The sequence below is a fragment of the Micromonospora sp. WMMC415 genome (assembly GCF_009707425.1).
Taxonomy (GTDB): domain Bacteria; phylum Actinomycetota; class Actinomycetes; order Mycobacteriales; family Micromonosporaceae; genus Micromonospora.
Genome location: NZ_CP046104.1, coordinates 5,530,892 through 5,544,048, shown reverse-complemented (window position 1 = coordinate 5,544,048; position 13,157 = coordinate 5,530,892). Strand labels below are relative to the sequence as shown.

General features: G+C 72.1%; 15 protein-coding genes and 2 tRNA genes. 11 read left to right on the top strand and 6 right to left on the bottom strand.

Annotation, left to right across the window (positions count from 1 at the left end):
- Window positions 1-21: 21 nt before the first annotated feature.
- The 5 genes from GKC29_RS25915 to GKC29_RS25895 all read right to left on the bottom strand — a co-directional run bounded on the left by GKC29_RS25915 (window position 22) and on the right by GKC29_RS25895 (window position 3,534).
- The gene (locus GKC29_RS25915; RefSeq protein ID WP_155333300.1) at window positions 22-360 is read right to left on the bottom strand and encodes an antibiotic biosynthesis monooxygenase; all 339 of its coding nucleotides are present in this window, start codon (window positions 358-360) and stop codon (window positions 22-24) included.
- Entirely contained in the window at window positions 360-1,085 is a 726-nt protein-coding gene (locus tag GKC29_RS25910) for an SDR family NAD(P)-dependent oxidoreductase (RefSeq protein ID WP_155333299.1), read from the bottom strand. The genes GKC29_RS25915 and GKC29_RS25910 overlap by 1 nt, the downstream gene beginning before the upstream one ends.
- Window positions 1,086-1,105: 20 nt before the next feature.
- On the bottom strand, window positions 1,106-1,585 hold the full coding sequence (locus GKC29_RS25905; protein WP_230688820.1) for a DUF1772 domain-containing protein: 480 nt from the start codon (window positions 1,583-1,585) through the stop codon (window positions 1,106-1,108).
- Window positions 1,586-1,628: 43 nt separating this feature from the next.
- Window positions 1,629-1,883 (bottom strand): acyl carrier protein, encoded by a 255-nt coding sequence (locus tag GKC29_RS25900; RefSeq protein WP_155333298.1) that lies wholly within the window; start codon window positions 1,881-1,883, stop codon window positions 1,629-1,631.
- Between the two features lie 97 nt (window positions 1,884-1,980).
- Window positions 1,981-3,534, bottom strand: coding sequence for a peptide MFS transporter (locus GKC29_RS25895; protein ID WP_155333297.1), 1,554 nt, complete (start codon window positions 3,532-3,534; stop codon window positions 1,981-1,983).
- Window positions 3,535-3,855: 321 nt separating this feature from the next.
- On the opposite strand from GKC29_RS25895, the gene GKC29_RS25890 reads away from it, so the two are divergent.
- The 4 genes from GKC29_RS25890 (at window position 3,856) to GKC29_RS25875 (ending at window position 7,333) form a co-directional block, all read left to right on the top strand.
- A complete protein-coding gene (locus GKC29_RS25890; protein WP_155333296.1) occupies window positions 3,856-4,452 on the top strand; it encodes a PadR family transcriptional regulator in 597 nt (198 codons plus the stop codon).
- Window positions 4,453-4,636: 184 nt separating this feature from the next.
- On the top strand, window positions 4,637-5,860 hold the full coding sequence (locus GKC29_RS25885) for an FAD-dependent monooxygenase (RefSeq protein WP_155333295.1): 1,224 nt from the start codon (window positions 4,637-4,639) through the stop codon (window positions 5,858-5,860).
- A gap of 117 nt (window positions 5,861-5,977) precedes the next feature.
- Window positions 5,978-6,451 carry a toxin-antitoxin system HicB family antitoxin gene (locus tag GKC29_RS25880; RefSeq protein WP_155333294.1) on the top strand — a complete coding sequence of 158 codons (474 nt, stop codon included), beginning with the start codon at window positions 5,978-5,980 and terminating at the stop codon, window positions 6,449-6,451.
- Between the two features lie 66 nt (window positions 6,452-6,517).
- Complete coding sequence (locus GKC29_RS25875; RefSeq protein ID WP_155333293.1) at window positions 6,518-7,333, top strand: DUF4097 family beta strand repeat-containing protein; 816 nt, start codon at window positions 6,518-6,520, stop codon at window positions 7,331-7,333.
- A gap of 74 nt (window positions 7,334-7,407) precedes the next feature.
- Here GKC29_RS25875 and GKC29_RS25870 read toward each other — a convergent pair whose 3' ends face one another.
- Window positions 7,408-7,653, bottom strand: coding sequence for a DUF6458 family protein (locus GKC29_RS25870; RefSeq protein ID WP_155333292.1), 246 nt, complete (start codon window positions 7,651-7,653; stop codon window positions 7,408-7,410).
- A gap of 151 nt (window positions 7,654-7,804) precedes the next feature.
- Between GKC29_RS25870 and GKC29_RS25865 the strand changes: the two genes are divergently transcribed.
- The 7 genes from GKC29_RS25865 to coxB all read left to right on the top strand — a co-directional run bounded on the left by GKC29_RS25865 (window position 7,805) and on the right by coxB (window position 13,154).
- Window positions 7,805-7,877, top strand: a tRNA-Gly gene (locus tag GKC29_RS25865).
- A 43-nt stretch (window positions 7,878-7,920) separates the two neighbouring features.
- A tRNA-Val gene (locus GKC29_RS25860) sits at window positions 7,921-7,995 on the top strand.
- A 377-nt stretch (window positions 7,996-8,372) separates the two neighbouring features.
- Entirely contained in the window at window positions 8,373-8,750 is a 378-nt protein-coding gene (locus GKC29_RS29700) for a cytochrome c family protein (RefSeq protein WP_196255737.1), read from the top strand.
- A gap of 37 nt (window positions 8,751-8,787) precedes the next feature.
- Window positions 8,788-9,618, top strand: coding sequence for a c-type cytochrome (locus GKC29_RS25850; RefSeq protein WP_196255736.1), 831 nt, complete (start codon window positions 8,788-8,790; stop codon window positions 9,616-9,618).
- Window positions 9,615-10,442 (top strand): ubiquinol-cytochrome c reductase iron-sulfur subunit, encoded by an 828-nt coding sequence (locus tag GKC29_RS25845; RefSeq protein ID WP_155333290.1) that lies wholly within the window; start codon window positions 9,615-9,617, stop codon window positions 10,440-10,442. Before GKC29_RS25850 ends, GKC29_RS25845 begins: the two co-directional genes overlap by 4 nt.
- Entirely contained in the window at window positions 10,439-12,145 is a 1,707-nt protein-coding gene (locus tag GKC29_RS25840) for a ubiquinol-cytochrome c reductase cytochrome b subunit (protein ID WP_155333289.1), read from the top strand. Before GKC29_RS25845 ends, GKC29_RS25840 begins: the two co-directional genes overlap by 4 nt.
- Window positions 12,138-13,154: a cytochrome c oxidase subunit II gene (gene coxB, locus GKC29_RS25835; protein WP_155333288.1), complete on the top strand. Its 1,017-nt coding sequence runs from the start codon at window positions 12,138-12,140 to the stop codon at window positions 13,152-13,154. The genes GKC29_RS25840 and coxB overlap by 8 nt, the downstream gene beginning before the upstream one ends.
- Window positions 13,155-13,157 lie beyond the last annotated feature (3 nt).

Sequence of the window (13,157 nt, the reverse complement as noted above, 5' to 3'; positions counted from 1 at the left end):
CCGTGGTGGGGACGGCCCGGCTCACCGGGCCGCCGCCGCGCCGGTCATCCCGTACACGACGCGCATGGTCGTCATCGACCCTCCGGACCGGTACGGGTGCAGCTTGGTGCGGTGCTGCACGTGCGCCTCGCTGTGCTCGAACTCGCGGAAGCGCGGCTCGTCGACCCAGTCGCTGACCACGTAGTAGACCGACTCCTCCTCGGCGCTGCGGGACAGCCAGTGCCCGAGGTTCGCGGGGTGCTGGACGATGGTGCTGCCGACCTTGTGCCAGGTCTGCTCGAACTCCCGTTCCATGCCGGGGTGGATGTGCATCCGCAGCATGACGCGGAAGACCTCCGACCGGTCCTCGTCGGCGGCCATCAGATCCCCCCGTCGACGTTGATGGTCTCGCCGTTGACGAAGCTCGCGCTGTCGCTGGCGAGGAACCGGACCACGGAGGCGATCTCGTCGGCCTCGCCGAGGCGGCCGAGCGGGATCAGGTTCTTGTAGCGCTCCAGCACCGCCGGCGGCGTCTCGGCCTCGGTCTGCACCGGGCCGGGGGCCACCACGTTGACCCGGACGCCCTGGGGGCCCAGCTCCTTGGCGAGCGAGCGGGTGAGCCCGATCAGGCCGGACTTGGCGGCGGTGTAGTGGGCGCGCAGCGGGATGCCGACGGTCGCCACCCGGGAGCCGACGTTGACCACCGACGCGCCCGCGCCGAGCAGCGGCAGCGCCGCCTGGATCACCCGGGCGGCGGCGGTCAGGTTGCTGTCGACCACCGACCGGAACTCGTCCAGGGGGAGCTTGGCGAACGGCACGTGGCTGATCACGCCCGCGTTGTTGACCACCGCGTCGAGGCGCCCGAACCGCAGCCGGGCCTCCTCGACCAGCGCGGCGACGTCCTCGGCCTTGGTGACGTCGGCCCGGACCACGTGGTGCGTGCCGGGGGTGGCCTTGAGTTCCTCGACGAGGCTGCCGACCGCCTCGCTCTCCGTCCGGTAGCAGGTCACGACGTCGGCTCCGGCGCGGGCGAAGGACAGTACGATCGCCCGCCCGATGCCCCGGCTGCCGCCGGTCACCAGCACTTTCTTCCCGGCAACGTCCACGGTGTCTCCTTCCGAGGGTTTCAGGGGTTCGCCGTGGCGCCGAGCAGCACCGCCACGGCGCTCACGTTCACGACGAACGCCAGCACGGCCAGCGCCGTGCGCAGCAGGTTCCAGTTCCGCCAGCGGACCCGCGGGTCCGCCCGCGCCCAGTCGGCGGGCGGGCGTTGCGGGTCGAGCGACATGACGTACCGGTTGATCGGCACGTTCTTCACGACCGAGATCGCCATGACCACCACCAGCAGGGCGCCGGCGGTGCCGAACAGCGCCCGGCCGGTGGGGTCGTCGACGGTGGCGACGAGCACCAGGTCCAGGACGCAGGCCGCCGCGTTCAGTGCCGGCATGAGCGGGTCGTACCGCTTCCAGAGGAACTGCACGGTCCCGACGTACGTCTGGTACGGCACGGCCAGCGTCATCGGTGCCAGGCCGATGACGGTGGAGACCATGACCCCCACCGCCACGCCGTTGGCCACCAGGGCGATGGCCACCAGCAGGGGTGTCACGTCGACCCACCGGATCCGGGGCCGACCGGCCGTACGGTCACCGTCACGGCACCACCACGTGCCGGTTGACGTAGTCGACGAGGCGGGCCGGGGTGGTCAGCTCCGTCACGTCGTCCTCGCGGACCTTCACCCCGTACTCCTGCTCGATGCGGGCGGTCAGCTCCAGCACCGCGAGCGAGTCGTACCCCAGGTCCTGGAACTCCAGGTCCCCGACGTCGCCGTCGAGGTCGATCGACTCGTCGACGCCGGCGCTCTCGCGCAGCAGACGCCGTACGTCATCGAGGTTGATCTTCGTCACCACTGACCCCTTCCGTGCCCGGCCGGCCCGGTCCGGGCCGGCTCCAAGGTTTGCGGCTGGACGTCGAGACTCCGTGGAGGTTCGCTCGGGCCGCCCGTCACTGCTGGCCCGCGGGGCGGGCGGCGCGCGGCGCCGGCACCGGCGCGGCCGGGCGCGGCGCGTCGTCGACGAACGGCGCGTTGAGCCGGCGGCGGAAGGCCACGAACAGGGCGCCGATCGCGAGCGCGACCACGGCGAGCGAGAGGTAGTACACCGGCCCGGAGAGCACGTCGATCAGCGCGCCCACCTGGGCGCTCAGGCCGCCGCCCAGCGCGGCGAAGAGCCAGTAGACGCCGATCGCCTGGCCCAGGAAGGCCCGCGGGACGAGGTCGGCGATGGCGCTGATGCTGACCGCGGCCACCACGATCTCGCCGAGGGCGTGCAGCAGGTAGACCGAGAGCAGCCAGAGCGGCGAGACCCGGTCGCCGCCGGCCGCGAGCGCCGACGCCGCGGTCATCACCAGGAAGCTGACCCCGGCGAGCAGGAGACCGAAGGCGAACTTGTCGGGTACGGCGACCCGCGCGCCGAGCCGGGTCAGCTGCCAGGCGATCAGCGGCGCGAGCAGCAGCATGAACAGCGGGGTGGCGCCCTGCAACCAGCTCGCCGGGAAGGTGAAGCCGAGGACGGTGCGGTCGGTGGAGTCCTTGGCGAACAGGGTCAGCACCGAGCCGTCCTGCCCGGCCAGCAGCCAGAAGATGGTGGCGGCCAGCATCAGCCGCAGCATCACCGACAGGCGCCACCGGTCGTTCCCGGTCAGCTCCGGGTTGCGGCGCAGCCGCCGGTACGCGCCCCACGGCGCGGCGATGAGCAGCAGGCCGACGATCCCGAGCGCGGCCTGCGGCGGGACCACGCCGGCGCTCAGGCCGACGACCAGCAGCAGCACGAGCACGCCGACGACCGGGAGCAGGCGGTGCAGCAGGGTCCGGCGTTCGGCCGGGGACAGCGGGCGGGCCCGCTGGGCGCCCGCCGCGCCGAGGGCGCGTCGTCCGGCGGCCGTGGTGAGCACGCCGACCGCGACGACGGCGCCGATCGTGGCGAAGGCGAGCCGCCAGCTCACCCGCTCACCGATCCCGCCGACGACCAGCGGTGCCAGCAGGCCGATCGCCTGGATGCCGACGAAGAACGCGGCCAGCGTGGCCTCGCGCCGCCCCGGGGTGCCGGCGAGCATGTTGACCAGCGCTTGGTGGTTGGGCTTGAACAGTCCGAAGCCGGCGGAGATGAACAGCAGGCCGAACAGGGTCAGCGGGGACGGCGGCAGCGCGAGGGTGAAGCAGCCGAGGGAGATCAGGGCGAGCCCGGCCACCATGGCGCGCTGCTGGCCCAGCACCCGGTCGGCGAGCCAGCCACCGGGCAGCGCGAACATGAACGTGATGCCGATGAAGGCGCCGAACAGGGCGGCGCCGCTGCCCGCGCTCAGGCCCAGCCCGCCCTGGTCGGTCGGGGCGACCGCGTACAGCACCAGGACGGCCTGCATGCCGTAGAAGCCGAACCGCTCCCACAGCTCGGCCACGAACAGGCTGCGGAACCATCCGCTGGTGAACAGTCGGTCGGTCGGGTCGGTGCGGGGCGGCGCGACGGCCGCCGCGGCGGGGGACCTGGTCGTGTCCACCATGGGAGGTCACCTCCGGCTCGGGCGAATGGGGCCTGGGGCTGCCCTCGAAGGTCCGGCGCGGTGGGCCGGTCACTTCGGGTCCGGCCGTAGCGTCGGGCAGCCGTGTCGCGCCCGGATCGAGCGTCGCTGGACCCGGGCTCGCGTTTCGTCGGCGCGGTCCGGGCGCCGGCCGAGCGGTCGTGCGTGGTGCGGACGGGGGTCGAGCCGGCGTCCGCCGGCCGGCCGCAGACTGTCGATCACTGTCCGCATCCCGACGACCGCGATTGGTTGACATCGAATGGTCGATCCTGGATAGTCGACATCGACCTTTAGGAGTGCTCAGTGGAGCGACGTCGTCGCGTGCCCAACCCGTTGGCGCTGGCCGTTCTCGCCTGGCTGCTCCTGGAGCCGATGCACCCCTACGAGCTGGGGCGCCGGCTCCAGCAGAGCGGCAAGGACCGACACATCAAGTTCACCCGGAGCTCGCTCTACATGGTGGTCGAGCAGCTCACCAGGGCGGGCTTCATCGTCGAGCGGGAGACGGTGCGCGACGGCCAGCGGCCGGAACGCACGGTCTACGAGATCACCGACGAGGGGCGTCACGAGTTCCACGACTGGCTGCGCGCACTGCTGGCGCAGCCGCGGGAGGAGTACCCGCACTTCGCCGTCGCGCTGTCGCTGCTGAGTCTGCTCCCGCCCGACGACGTCGTCGAGGTGCTGCGGAAGCGGCTGGCGGCGCTGACTGTCAAGATCGACGAGAGTCGGGCGGCCACCGAGGACGCTCTCACCCGCGGCGTCGAGTGGTACTTCCTGGTCGAGGAGCGGTACGCACTGGCGCTGATGGAAGCGGAGAGCGCGTTCGTCACGGAGTTGATCCAGTCGCTCACCGCGCCGGGCTACGTGAAGTCCTGGCAGGAGGCCATGGGCGGTCGGGCATGACGGCCGCGCCGGGTGTGCGGGTGCCGGCCGCATCCCGCCCCGACATCTCAATGACGTCATGTAGACGTCAATATTTTCTTGACTGACGTCACATCTGATGTCATCGTGAAGTCACGCACCGGAACCAGTCGTTCACAGCGCCGGGTTACCTGAAGTCCTGGCCGGAGACCATGGGGAGTCGTACATGACAGCCGCGAAGAGGGCGCTGGTCATCGGGGGCGGCGTCGCCGGCCCGGTGGCCGCGATGGCGCTGCGCAAGGCCGGCATCGAGGCAACGGTCTACGAGGCCTACCCCTCGGTGGCCGACGGCATCGGTGTCACGCTGACGCTCGCCCCCAACGGAGTGGAGGCGATGCGCCTGGTCGGCGCCGACGACGCCGTCCGGTCCATCGGCCTCCCGATGAACCGCACGGTGGTCAGCGACGGCTACGGGGTGCGCATCGGCGAGTTCCCGCACGTCTCGGTCCAGCCGACCACGCTCGGTCTGTGGCGGGACGAGCTCTCCCGGGTGCTGCACGACCGGGCGGAGGCCCAGGGCGTGCGCATCGAGTACGGCAAGCGCCTGGTCGACGCCCAGGAGACCGCGGACGGGGTCGTGGCCCACTTCGAGGACGGCACCACCGCCACCGGCGACGTGCTGGTCGGCTGCGACGGGGTGCGCTCCCGCGTGCGTACGCTGATCGACCCGAACGCGCCGCGCCCCGAGGTGATGCCGCTGCTCAACTTCGGCGCCGCCGCCGACTACGCGGTGCCGGACGCCGATCCGGACTCGATGTACTTCGTCTTCGGCAAGAAGGCGTTCTTCGGGTACTGGGTGCAGCCCGACGGCCGGACGGCCTGGTTCGCCAACGTGCCGGACAAGCGCCCGATGACGTACGCGAAGGCCAACGAGATCGCGGCGTCGCAGTGGCTGCGCGAGTTGCGTGCCACCTTCGCCGACGACGTGCCGGCCCGGCAGGTGGTCGAGCACACCAGCCCGGAGGCCCTGGTCTCGATCGGGTCGATCGAGAGCATGCCGTCGGTCCCGCACTGGTACCGGGGCCGCATGGTGCTGGTTGGTGACGCGGTGCACGCGCCGTCGCCGAGTTCCGGTCAGGGTGCCTCGATGGCCACCGAGAGCGCTGTCCAGGTGGCCCGCTGCCTGCGGGACTTCGACGACCTGCCGAGCGCCTTCGCCGCGTACGAGAAGCTGCGCCGCGAGCGGGTCGAGAAGATCATCCTGCGCGGCAAGCGCACCACGAACAGCAAGACGGTGGGCTCGTTCGCCAAGACCATGATGCGGATCATGATGCCGCTCGCGCTGAAGACCTTCCTCAACCCGGAGAAGACCCTCGGCCCCGAGCAGCGTTACCGCATCGACTGGGACGCCCCGGTGACGTCCGAGGTGCAGGTGCCCGTCCGGGCCTGAGCAGGGCGGGGCGGCGGGCGGTCGGTGGGCACCGGCCGCCCCGCTCATGTCCGGTCTGACGTCATCATGACGTCAGCAATCCTTGACTGACGTCGTCAATGACGTCATCATGGTGTCATGAACCTCGCACCGTACCTCGCCGACCTCGACGCCGCTCTCGCCCGCACGGGGGCCGCCGGGGACGACGAGACCCGCCGCACCGCCGCACTGCTGGCCGCCGCGCTCGAACCCGCGGCCCGGCTGGCGCTGCTCACCGCCCTGTCCGACCTCGCCGCCGAGGTCACCGACCGGCTGGCGGGGCCGGTCGTGGAGGTCCGGCTCGACGGCCGCGACGTCGCCGTCGTCGTCACCGACCGCCCGGAACCTGACGAGTCCGCCCCCGAGCCGGCGGCGCTGGAGGTATCGGGGGAGACCAGCCGGGTCACCCTGCGGCTGCCGGAGGAGCTGAAGATCCGGGCGGAGGAGGCCGCCGGCGCGCAGGGCGTCTCGCTCAACACCTGGCTCGTCCGGTCCGTGCAGGAGTCGCTGGAGCGGCGTGGCCGCCGCTCCGGCCTCGTCCGCAGCCGGATCAGCGGCTGGGTCGTCGGCTGACCCGCACGACCACCGTCCCACCGACCACGCGCCGCATCGCCGCCCAGACGAAGGAAAGGGTCCGCCATGGCCGACATCGACTCCACCGTCCGCATCGAATCGTTCAACTGCCCCGGGCCGGCCGACATCCAGGTCCACCTCGGCACCGGCGAGGTCCTGGTGGAGCTGATGGACACCGACGCCGTCACCGTCGCGGTGTCGCCGGCGTCCGGTGACACGCCGGCCGACGCGATCGCCGACGTGCTGCGTGGCACGACGGTCCACTTCACCCGCGGCCGGCTGGTCGTGCAGCCGCCCCGCCGGCGCCTGCGGCCGGTGCCGGTACGGGTCGTCGTCCGGGCCCGGCCGGGCTCGAAGATCCAGCTGACCGGCAGCGACGCCCAGTTCACCGTCAGCGGCCGGGCCGGTTCGCTCGAACTCCAGGCCAGCGGCGGCGGCCTCACCGCCGACCGGGTCGACGGCAAATGCAAGATCCGGAACGGGGACGGGTCGCTGCGGCTCGCCGAGAGCGGTGGCCAGCTCGACGCCCGCATCGGGCAGGGGCATGTCGAGATCGGCCACATCAGCGGCGGCGGCGCCCGGCTCACCACCGGCAGCGGCACCGTGAGCATCGGAACCGTCGAGGCCGACCTGTCCCTCACCACCGGGGCCAACCGCGTCGCCATCGCCGAGGCGGTCACCGGCCGGATCCAGGTCCGCACCGGGCCGGGCTCCATCCGGGTGGGTGTCCGCCCGGGCGTCACCGCCCGCGTCGACCTGTCCAGCCGCAGCGGTACGGCCCGCAGCGACCTGCCGGTCAGCCAGACCGCGAGCGGCAGCTCGGCCCTGCGGATCGAGGCGGCCAGCACCAGCGGCGATGTTCTCGTGACCACCGCATCCTGACCGCACCCGGGGACCCGGGCGCGCCGGCCACCGTCGCGGGTGGCCGGCGCGTCACGCGTGGCAGGGGGTCTGGCTCAGAGCGGCGGGGCGATGTCGCGGCGCTCCTCCACCCGCCGGTACTCGACCGGCTCCTCGCTGGTGCTGACGACCGTCCGCCGGCGGCGGCCCCACACGAGCGTCGTCATGATCAGGCCGAGCACGCCGGCGGCCATCAGGATCCAGCCGACCACGTCGAGGTCGATGCCGGCCAGCGTGGCGTCCAGGGCGAAGGTGAGGATCGCGCCGAGCGCGAGCAGGAAGATGCTGGTGCCGATACCCACGACAGCCTCCTTCTTCGGGATGTGGTGCGCTGTCGACCGTGCTCTGTACCCGGAGCGCGACCTGCGCAACCACGCCCGGAGCGGGGTGGCCGTCGGGCGATCTTGGCCATCGGGTAGAGTGAAGCCCGTTGCCGGGGTGATCCGGCGGCACGCGGACGTAGCGCAGCTGGTAGCGCATCACCTTGCCAAGGTGAGGGTCGCGGGTTCGAATCCCGTCGTCCGCTCGCGAACCGCCCGCCCGCTGAACCGGGTCGGGATGGGCGCCACGGGCGATTGGCGCAGTGGGAGCGCGCTTCCTTGACACGGAAGAGGTCACTGGTTCAAACCCAGTATCGCCCACCATAGGTAGCCTCGGGGTTATTGCACGGGGTGGACCCACCTCGAGCCGGGCATCTGCCCGGTTGTCATCGCGATCGATCCGCACCAGGCGTCCTGGACGCCGCAGCGGTCGACGCTCGGCTCCAGCCGCTGGCGTCACCGGTCCCGCACCGATATGGACCGTCAGTCGCGGTGCTCGGTCGATCCGGCGCTGTCCCCAGGATCCCGGGGGAGTCTGGTGCGTTCGCCCGCCGGCTCAATTCGCTGGCCTATACGATGGCGTCAATCATCCGTTTCCTCATGTTTGTCCATATGCGGGCCCTCTCGTGCCGTGTCCGGACCGAACCGAGCTTGTGCCCCCGGGTTCCACCAGGATCGGAAAAGCCTTAGGTGGTGTGGAGGTGAAACGACGACTGGCGCTGGCTCTGGCGGCGACGCTCGTCCCCGGAGCGGGTGGATGCGCCACCGTGCCACCCACGCCGCCGCCCGAGGTGGTCGAGGGTGACGTCGAGCGCGGTGCCCGACTGATCGAGTACTACGGCTGCGGAACCTGTCACGCCGTGCCGGGCGTGCCCGGTGCCGACGGCCGGGTGGGCCCGCCGCTGACGGGGATCGGCGCCCGCGCCTACGTCGGTGGGCGGCTGACCAACAACGCCATCAACATGCAGCGATGGATTCGGAACCCGCAGGAGGTGGACCCGGGCACGGCGATGCCGAACCTGGGCGTGACGGAGGCCGATGCCCTGGACCTCACGGCCTTCCTGTTCACGCTCGAATGACGTCTCTGTCCGTCCTGTACTCCGGAAGGAGGGTCCGGTGCCGGCCACCGCGTGGGGCAGGTCTCCGTTCCGGCGCGCAGCGCGGGTCGGCCGACTGGCCGCCGTCGCCGCCTGCCTGCTCCTCCTGCTCCCGGTGGTCCCGACCGCAGCGCCGACGGCTCCGTCACCGGGATCATCGATGGCGGCGGCCCACGCCGCGCCGTCGCCGCCGGACCTCGGCCGAGGCGCGTCCCTGTACTTCCGGGACTGCGCCGGCTGCCACGGGCAGCGGGGCGGCGGCACTCCGAAGGGGCCGGCGATCGCCGGGGCCGGTGCAGCATCGGTGGACTTCCAGGTCAGCACGGGCCGGATGCCGCCGGCGTCCCCACGGGACGTGGACCGCCGGGCAGACCCGGTCTACGGCCCGGAGGAGATCGACGCGCTCGTTCGCTACGTCGCCGGTTTCGGTGACGGACCACCGATCCCGGCGGTCGAGCCCGGCGACGTCTCCGTTGGCCAGGCGCTGTACCTGGCCAACTGCGCCACCTGCCACTCGGCTACCGGGGCGGGCGGGGCGCTCTCCGGCGGCCGCACGGCGCCGGCTCTGTTCGAGGCGACAGCCGTCCAGGTCGCGGAGGCGATCCGGGTGGGACCCGGTGCGATGCCGGCGTACCCCGAGTCCCTGCTCGACGATCGGGAACTGAACGCACTCGTCACCTACGTGGAGGTGCTGCAGAACAAGCGGCAGGACGTCGATCCCGGTGGGCTGGCTCTGGGCCGGATCGGCCCGCTGTACGAGGGTGCCGTCGGGCTCGTCGCCGCGGCGCTGCTCTTCGTGTTGCTGGCCCGCTGGCTGGCCCGGCGCGCGCCCCAGGGCAGCCGTCGATGAGCGCTGGTCGGGGTACCGGCCCGGTGGCCGTCATGTTCGGGCTCGCCGCCGTCGCGGCGGCCGGCTTCGCCGCGGCGTACGTTCTGGACGCCGGGACCCAGTGGCTGGGCGTCACACTGGGCCTGGCGATCGTCTCGCTGGCCCACGGGCTGGCGGTCTGGGCTCGCCGGCTCCTGCCCTCCGGCGGGTACGTCGAGACGAATCCCGAGCTGGCGACCCGGTCGCGCATCCTTCCGGTTCCGGTGATCCACGAGGAGTCCCCCGCGTCGCACCCCGGGCTGCGCCGCCTGCTTCTCCTCGCCGTCGGCACGCTGGGCCTCGCCGCGTTGTTTCCGCTCCGCTCGCTGGTGGGTCCACGCTTCAGCGGCCCCGTCGAGGAACTGCGGGCGACCCCGTGGCGAGCGGGGCGCCGGTTGGTAGACACCCGAAACGAGCCGGTACGGCCGGACGACGTGGGTCCCGACAGCATCGTCGTCACCTATCCGCAGGACCACCGGGAAGCGCCCGGAGCGCCGGTGTTCGTCGTCCGGCTCGACCCGGCGGCTCCCGCCACCGACCCGGCCGGCGTCGACGGGCTGGTGGCCTACTCCCTGTTGTGCACGCATGCCGGCTGCCCGGTGGGGCAGTACGAGCCGGACGTCGGCCGGGTGTTCTGCCCGTGCCATCAGTCGGCGTTCGACCTTCGGGCCGGGGCCCGTCCGGTCAGCGGGCCGGCCGCCCGTCCGTTGCCGTCGTTGCCGCTCAGGGTCGACGCCGACGGCTACCTGAGCGCCGCGGGCGAACTCAGCTCGCCGCCCGGCCCCGGGTACTGGAGCCGGCCGTGATCGCCCCCCGGCTGGTCCGCGCGGTGGATTCGCGCCTCGGCGCCCGGCCCCTGGCGCGCAAGGCACTGACCAAGGTGTTCCCGGACCACTGGTCGTTCATGCTCGGCGAGATCGCGCTGTACTCGTTCGCGGTGCTCGTGCTCACCGGTGTGTTCCTCACCCTCTTCTTCGTCCCCAGCAGCGCCGAGACGACGTACCGGGGCAACTACGCCCCGCTGGACGGCGAGCGGGTGCCCGCGGCCTTCGCGTCCACCGTGGCGCTCAGTTTTGACATACCGGCTGGGCTGCTCATGCGGCAGACCCATCACTGGGCCGCGCTGATCTTCGTGGCCGCGGTCGTCGCGCACCTGCTGCGCATCTTCTTCACCGGGGCGTTCCGCCGTCCCCGGGACGTGAACTGGCTCGTGGGGGTGACCCTGCTCGCGCTGGTTCTGCTCACCGCCTTCATCGGCTACTCGATGTCCGAGGACCTCCTCTCCGGCACCGGTGTGCGGATCGCCTACTCGGTCGTCCTGTCGATCCCGGTGGTCGGCGGGTGGCTGGCCTTCCTGCTGTTCGGCGGCGAGTACCCCAGTGATCTCCTGGTGCCGCGCTTCTTCATCGCGCACGTGCTGCTGATACCGGCGGCGCTGGTCGGCCTCATCTCCCTGCACATGGCGATCCTGGTGCGGCAGCGCCACACCCAGTTCCCGGGCCCCGGCCACACCGAGCGCAACACGGTCGGCTCCCGGCTGTGGCCCGGCTACGCCGCCCGGACGGTCGCCCTGTTCGGCTACGTGGCCGGCACCGCCGTCATCCTGGGTGGGCTGGTGCAGATCAACCCGATCTGGATCTACGGCCCGTACGACCCGGCCCAGGCCACCACCCCGGCCGCGGCCGACTGGTACCTCGCGTGGGCCGACGGGTTCCTCCGCCTGTCACCGCCGATGGAGTTCCGGATCTTCGGGCACCTGGTGCCGTCGCAGTTCCCGCCGGGCCTCGCCCTCGCGGTGGCGCTTGTCGGGCTGTACGCGTGGCCGCTGCTGGACGCACGGCTGACCCGTGACCGTGCGCCGCACCACCTGCTCGACCGGCCGCGCGACCACCCGGTGCGCGTCGGCGTCGGTGTGGCCGCGCTGACCGCCGTCGGCGTGTTGACGGCGGCCGGGAACAACGACGTCATCGCGTACATGCTGGACGCGTCCGTCACGACAGTCACGTCGGTCCTGCGGATTCTGCTGCTGACCCTGCCGTGGGTGATCGGCGCGGCGGCGTACTGGATCGCCAGGGGGTTGCGGGACCGGCCGGGCGAGAAACTCGGCTCGCTGAGCTGGGCCGAGGTGCGGTCGTCGGCGCACGTGGCGTCCCGGTCCGGCCGTCGCATGCCACCCGGTGCAGGTCCCGTTGTGCCCGATGACGCCCACGTGGAGCTGTGGCAGCGGGCCGAGGAAGGGTGGCGGTGGCGGTACGTCGAGCAGCGGGGCGCCGTCAGCCTGATCAGTACCGACTCCTTCCCCGACCGACAGTCCGCCGTCACCGCCGCCACCACCGCGTACCCGGGGGTGAGCGTCGAAGAGGTGTCCGCGCCCCCGGCTGTCGGGGCGGCTTCGCAGCGCCGAGGCCTGCTGGACGGTCTGGTGGGGACCGTCGGGCTGGTCGCTCTGTTCGTGATCGGGCGCCGGCGGCGCCACCGGGACGAACGGGAGGAGGTCCGGATTGACTGAGATCCCGACGGGCAGCCGACCGCTGTTCCGGCTCGGCGCGGTGCTCGCGGTGACGGCCCTCGCGCTCACGGCGTGCGGCCCCGACCAGTCGATGCTGTCCCCGGTTGGCGCCGACGCCGGTCGCGCCGCCGGGCTGTGGTGGTTGATGTTCTGGCTCGGCGCTGGCATCTGGGTCGTCGTGACCGCCGCGACGCTGTACGCGCTCTACCGCCGCCAGCCGGGCCGGCACGACCCGCTGGCCGGACGGCGCTGGGAGAACACGCCCCTGATCTGGGGCGGGATCGTGCTGCCCAGCATCGTGCTCGTCGTTCTCACCGGAGCGACCGTCGACGCGATGCGGCACGCCGATCCCCCTGCGGCGGCCGAGGCCACGGTCGTGCAGGTGATCGGACACCAGTGGTGGTGGGAGGTGCGGTACCCGGAGCGCAACGTGGTCACGGCCAACGAGGTGCACGTGCCGGCCGGCCGGCCGGTACGACTGGAACTCCGCACCGCCGACGTCATCCACAGCTTCTGGGTACCGGCGCTCGCCGGAAAGATCGACCTGATCCCGGGCCGGTCGAACACACTGTGGATCAACACGGACCGGCCGGGCGTCTACGAGGGCCAGTGCGCCGAGTTCTGCGGCCTGCAGCACGCCAAGATGCGGTTCCGGGTCGTGGTGGACGACGAGCCGAGATTCCAGGAGTGGCTCGCCGCGCAGGGCGAGTCGGCCGCAGAGCCGGCCGACGCGCTGGCCGCTCGGGGCCGGCAGGTGTTCCTGTCCGCGTCCTGCGTCTACTGCCACACCATCCGGGGGACCGCCACGGTCAGCGCGATCGGACCCGACCTGACCCACCTGGCCAGCCGGGACACCTTGGCCGCCGGCATCATCCCGAACACGAAGGGGCACCTGGGCGGCTGGATCATCGACCCGCAACAGGTCAAGCCGGGAGCGCGGATGCCGAACAACTACCTGCCGCCCGACGACCTCCAGGCGCTGCTCGCCTACCTCGGGTCTCTCGAGTAGGAG

What these genes read in the sequence shown, in the direction of transcription:
- GKC29_RS25880 (WP_155333294.1), top strand. Translation starts at nt 5,978, where the DNA reads ATGAACCTCGCACCGTACCTCGCCGACCTCGACGCCGCTCTCGCCCGC.
- GKC29_RS25845 (WP_155333290.1), top strand. Translation starts at nt 9,615, where the DNA reads ATGAGCGCTGGTCGGGGTACCGGCCCGGTGGCCGTCATGTTCGGGCTC.
- GKC29_RS25885 (WP_155333295.1), top strand. Translation starts at nt 4,637, where the DNA reads ATGACAGCCGCGAAGAGGGCGCTGGTCATCGGGGGCGGCGTCGCCGGC.
- GKC29_RS25895 (WP_155333297.1), bottom strand. Translation starts at nt 3,534, where the DNA reads ATGGTGGACACGACCAGGTCCCCCGCCGCGGCGGCCGTCGCGCCGCCC.
- GKC29_RS25875 (WP_155333293.1), top strand. Translation starts at nt 6,518, where the DNA reads ATGGCCGACATCGACTCCACCGTCCGCATCGAATCGTTCAACTGCCCC.
- GKC29_RS25915 (WP_155333300.1), bottom strand. Translation starts at nt 360, where the DNA reads ATGGCCGCCGACGAGGACCGGTCGGAGGTCTTCCGCGTCATGCTGCGG.